Source organism: Bradyrhizobium sp. Leo114, from assembly GCF_055229415.2.
The window spans coordinates 1-4,889 of record NZ_JBUYEN020000123.1 but is presented as its reverse complement, the minus strand read 5'-3'; the positions used below and the strand labels follow the sequence as shown (position 1 = coordinate 4,889).

At 64.0% G+C, this 4,889-nt stretch carries 4 protein-coding genes and 1 pseudogene; 4 read left to right on the top strand and 1 reads right to left on the bottom strand.

Annotated features, from left to right (window positions below; genetic code table 11):
• The first annotated feature begins 267 nt into the window (after nt 1-267).
• Entirely contained in the window at nt 268-891 is a 624-nt protein-coding gene (locus ACZIRK_RS44590; RefSeq protein ID WP_474419777.1) for a hypothetical protein, read from the top strand.
• 192 nt (nt 892-1,083) lie between these two features.
• Here the strand turns inward: ACZIRK_RS44590 and ACZIRK_RS44585 are convergent, their stop codons facing one another.
• A complete protein-coding gene (locus tag ACZIRK_RS44585; RefSeq protein ID WP_474419775.1) occupies nt 1,084-2,106 on the bottom strand; it encodes a methionine synthase in 1,023 nt (340 codons plus the stop codon).
• Nucleotides 2,107-2,207: 101 nt separating this feature from the next.
• Between ACZIRK_RS44585 and ACZIRK_RS44580 the strand changes: the two are divergent.
• From ACZIRK_RS44580 to ACZIRK_RS44570, 3 genes and pseudogenes are all read left to right on the top strand, one after another.
• Nucleotides 2,208-2,910 (top strand): annotated as a pseudogene (locus ACZIRK_RS44580) (glutathione S-transferase N-terminal domain-containing protein).
• A gap of 153 nt (nt 2,911-3,063) precedes the next feature.
• Complete coding sequence (locus ACZIRK_RS44575) at nt 3,064-3,675, top strand: DsbA family protein (protein ID WP_474419778.1); 612 nt, start codon at nt 3,064-3,066, stop codon at nt 3,673-3,675.
• The gene (locus ACZIRK_RS44570) at nt 3,675-4,649 is read left to right on the top strand and encodes an NADPH:quinone oxidoreductase family protein (RefSeq protein ID WP_474419773.1); all 975 of its coding nucleotides are present in this window, start codon (nt 3,675-3,677) and stop codon (nt 4,647-4,649) included. Before ACZIRK_RS44575 ends, ACZIRK_RS44570 begins: the two co-directional genes overlap by 1 nt.
• Nucleotides 4,650-4,889 lie beyond the last annotated feature (240 nt).

Below are 4,889 nucleotides of genomic sequence, written 5' to 3'. Positions count from 1 at the left end.
CAACCGCCGAAAAGCCTTCTTGAACTTCCCCATACGACTCCCTCCGCCTTGTGGGAGCCGCTCTCAGAATCCATCCTGCAAAACAACGCAATAGAGGCCGCAAATCCATATGCGATTCCCCTGCCGCTTGCGGGGAGAGGTCGGATCGCATCGAAGATGGGATCCGGGTGAGGGGGAGTCTCCGCGAGTACATCTGCTTTCGTATTCGCGGATAGAGCCCCTCATCCCGACCTTCTCCCCGTAAGAACGGGGAGAAGGAGAAGCAAGATGTCCCTGCAGAACCGCGTCACGCCAACCGGCGAGATCGTCGCCACACCGCACCGCGGGTTGTTTACCGGCAACCGCGGCATCATCCATGATCCCGCGACCAAAACGCTCCTGAAAAAGCGCTGGTCAAGCCCGGCTTGGCTGACATGCGTGTGCGAATTCCGCGGCCGGCGTCGCAAGGTGATGGGCGGACGAAGCTGGACCGAATTGTTCTTCCTCGATGAAGCCACCGCGTTCGCCGCGGGCCATCGCCCCTGCTTCTTCTGCCGCCGCGACGATGCCAACCGCTTTCGCGCCGCCTGGGAGCAGGGCAATGACGCGGAAAACATCCACGCGCCCGAGATCGACGCCGTGCTGCATCGCGAGCGCCTCGACCGCGGCCGGAAGCGGCTGCATCCGCTGCCGATGCTGCTCGCGAGCCTGCCAGACGGCGCGATGGTGCAGGCGGGTGAGGAGAGCTATCTGGTTGTGAGCGGCGAGCCGCTGCGCTGGTCGTTCGCGGGCTATGAGCGCGGCAACGTCGACATGGATACTGCGCTGCTGCTGACGCCGCCATCAACGGTTCGCGCATTCGCCGCCGGCTATCAGCCCGTGCTGCATCCAAGCGCGACGGCGCTTGGTTGAACCGATGCGGCCGTCTTCCCTTCTCCCCTTGTGGGAGAAGGTGGCGCGAAGCGCCGGATGAGGGGTTCTCTCCGCGAGCGCCGGTGCTCGTGGAGGCAACCCCTCACCCCATCGAGTCTGTTGCCGGCGTCGGAGTAGCCCTCTCCCACAAGGGGCGAGGGCGCATCAACAGGCTTCGTTGGCCAGCCCACATCAGCCGAGCCGCTGCCGCGCCAGCTTGGCGCCTGCGCCGAGCGCCATCAGCTTGGCTTCCGCGATGTCGCGCCGCATCGGCGCCATGCCGCAATTGGTCGTCGCGACGATGTTGCTCTTCGGCACGAATTTCGCGACCGCCTCGATCACATTGGCCACGTCTTCGGCGGTCTCGACAACGTCGCTCGCGACATCGATCACGCCGGCCTGAACGATCTTGCCCGGCAATAGCGCGAGCAGCTCGATCGGCACTTTCGAGTTGCGGCATTCGATCGCGACCTGCTGGATCGTGCTCTTGTCGATCACAGGAAAAGTCTCTTCATATTGCCGCCATTCGCCGCCCAGGGTCTCTTTCCAGTCGGTATTGGCCTTGATGCCGTAGCCGTAACAGATGTGCACGGCGGTCTCGCAGGTCAGCCCCTCGGTGGCGCGCTCCAGGGCACTTATGCCCCAGTCGCGGACGTCGTCCATGTAAACATTGAAGGCGGGCTCGTCGAACTGGATCATGTCGACGCCGTCGGCTTGCAGCGCCTTGGCCTCCTCGTTCAGGAGCTCGGCAAAGGCGAAGGCCATCTTGACCCGGTCGCCGTAATATTGGTCGGCGATGGTGTCGATGATGGTCATCGGGCCGGGCAGGGTGAATTTCAGCTTGCGCGTCGTGTGGGTGCGGGCGACACGGGCCTCGGTCGCATGGACACGGCCCTTGAGCTGCAGCGGCGCCACCACCTGCGGCACCATCGCCTTATAGCGGTCCTTGCGGATACCCATCTCGACCTTGTGGGCGAAATCGATGCCCTCGACCTTCTCCAGGAAGCCATGGACGAAATGCTGCCGCGCCTGCTCGCCCTCGGTGACGAGATCGATTCCGGCATCCTCTTGCAGCTTCAGCGCGAGCAGGGTGGCGTCGCGCTTGGCGCGCGCCAGCTCGTCGCCTTGCGACTTCCAGGGCGCCCACAGCGTGTTGGGCTCCGCCAGCCATTCCGGTTTCGGCAAGGAGCCCGCGATCGTGGTCGGAAACAGCATGTCTGGCCTCCCTCGGTTCGGATTGAGCGCCTGTCTGCCATGTCTTATGATCGAGGTACAGAACAACAAGCGTCTTTATGACGCGACCTCTGGGAGAAACCATGATCGACCTGCACTACGCGCCGACGCCGAACGGCTGGAAGATTTCGATCATGCTGGAGGAACTCGGGCTTGCCTATCAGGTCATCCCGGTCAATATCCGCGCCGGCGAGCAGTTTCGCCCGGAATTCCTGGCGATCAGCCCGAACAACCGGATTCCGGCGATCGTCGATCACGCTCCTGCCGACGGCGGCGAGCCGTTCGCTGTGTTCGAGACCGGCGCGATCCTGATCTATCTCGCCGAAAAGACCGGCCGCTTCCTGCCTGCGGATATGCGCGGCCGTTCCAGGGTCATCCAGTGGGTGATGTGGCAGGTGGGCGGGCTCGGTCCGATGCTTGGCCAGCACGGCCATTTCGCGCTCTATGCCGCCGACAAGATCCCCTATGCGATCGAGCGCTACCGCGACGAGGCGGCGCGGCTCTATGGCGTGCTCGACCGCCAGCTCGGCAAGACCGGCGCCTATATCGCCGGCGAGTATTCCATTGCTGATATCGCCTGCTTTCCCCTGGACCATGACCCACAAGGCGCAGGGTTTCACGCTCGACGATTACCCGAACATCAAGCGTTGGTACGCCGACGTGCGCGCCCGGCCGCAGGTTCAGGCGGGGCTCGCGATCGGCAAGTTCGTCAAGGAACCGTTCGACGAGCAGGCACGCAAGAACATGTTCGGCCAGCGCGCCAGGGAGATGCTGGAGAAGCAGTAACTACCCGTCATTCCGGGGCGCGACGAAGTCGCGAGCCCGGAATCCATTTCGCCGCTGGCGCACGCTGATCAATGGATTCCGGGCCTGCGCCTTGCGGCGCATCCCGGAATGACGAAAATGGACACAAGCGATATCACAACAGGAAACGCCACCATGATCGAATTCTTCTTCGACTGCTCCAGCCCCTGGACCTATCTCGCCTTCCACAACATCCAGCCGTTGGCAAAGGAGTTCGGCGTCGATATCTCGTGGCGGCCGATCCTGGTCGGCGGCATCTTCAACACCGTCAACCCGAGCGTCTACGCCTCGCGCGAAACGCCGGTGCCGCTGAAGGCGCGCTACATGAAGAAGGATCTCTCCGACTGGGCGCGCTCGGCAGGCCTTGCGATCAAGATGCCGCCAAGCGTGTTTCCCGTGAACAGTGTCAAGGCGATGCGCGGCTGCATCTGGCTCGGCAACGACAAGATGGTGCCGTTCGCGCGCGCGGTGTTCGAGGCTTATTGGGGGGACGACAAGGACATTTCGCAGGATGCGGTGCTGACCGAGATCTGCAACAAGGTCGGCATCGATCCGGCAAAATTCTTCGCCGGCATCAGCCAGGAGGCGATCAAGGACCAGCTCAAGGCCAACACCGATGAAGTGATGGCGCGCGGCGGCTTCGGCTCGCCGACCATCTTCATCGACAAGACCGACATGTATTTCGGCAACGACCGCTTGCCGCTGATCCGCGAGGCGCTGGAGCGCAAGAAGGAGCGCGCAGCCTGATGCCGAAAGCCGTTGTCTGCCGCGAGCTCGGCCCGCCCGAGCGCCTGCGGCTGGAAACATTTTCGTCCGCGCCATTGAAGGCAGGCGAGGTGCGCGTCGCGATCCGCGCCGCGGGGATCAATTTTCCCGACGTGCTGATGGCGGCCGGCGAATATCAGCTCAAGCCGCCATTGCCGTTCACGCCGGGGATGGAAGCCGCCGGCGACGTGGTCGAGGTAAATGATGCCGCGGACGTCAAGGTCGGCGACAAGGTCATCGTCAAGATGCGCCACGGCGCCTTCAGCGACGAGGCGGTGGCCACGCCGTCGCAGCTCACGCGGATGCCGTCGACGTTCGACTATGCGGAAGGCGCGACCTTTCTTGCCGCGCACGGCACGGCCTATCATGCGCTGATCGACCGCGCCCAGCTTCGGCACGGCGAGGTGCTGCTGGTGCATGGCGCCGGCGGCGGCGTGGGACTGGCCGCGGTCGAGATCGGCAAGCTGCTCGGCGCCGTCGTGATCGCTGCCGCGTCCAGCGAGGAGAAGCTTGCGATCGCCAAGGCGAGGGGAGCGGACCATCTCGTGCTCTACGATCGCGAGCCGTTTCGCGATGCCGTGAAACGCATTACGGATGGCAACGGCGCCGATGTCGTGTTCGATCCGGTCGGCGGCGAGGTGTTCGAAAACTCGATGCGCTGCATCAACTGGGGCGCGCGGCTGCTCGTCATCGGCTTCACCGGCGGCATCGGGCTTGCCCGCACCAATCTCTTGATGATCAAGGGCGCCAGCGTGCTCGGCATCCGCGCCGGCGAAGCCGTGCGGCGGAATCCGGCGCTGGGCGAGGTGCGCATCAAGGCGCTGACCGAATGGGCGGAAGCCGGCAAGGTGCGCCCGAACATCTCGCATCGTTTGCCGCTGGAGGATGTTGCGAAAGCGATGCGCCTGCTGCTGGAGCGCAAGGCGATCGGCCGCGTGGCGTTGATGATGGGTTAGCCGTCATTGCGAGCGAGATCGTGTAGATGGGGTAACGGGCCGCGGTCTGCCCTCCAAGCAAGCCGCGCTTGCTACGGCGCTATGGGTGGCGCGCTGCGCGCGGCTTGCTTGGAGGGCGGGCGGTCGTCCCTCACATTGATGGTGTGACGGAGTCGAGGATGGACCTCGCTCCAAGCATCGAGGAGAGTCGACCATGGAGCACTATGCCGGAATCGACGTGTCATTGGAATGCTCGAGCGT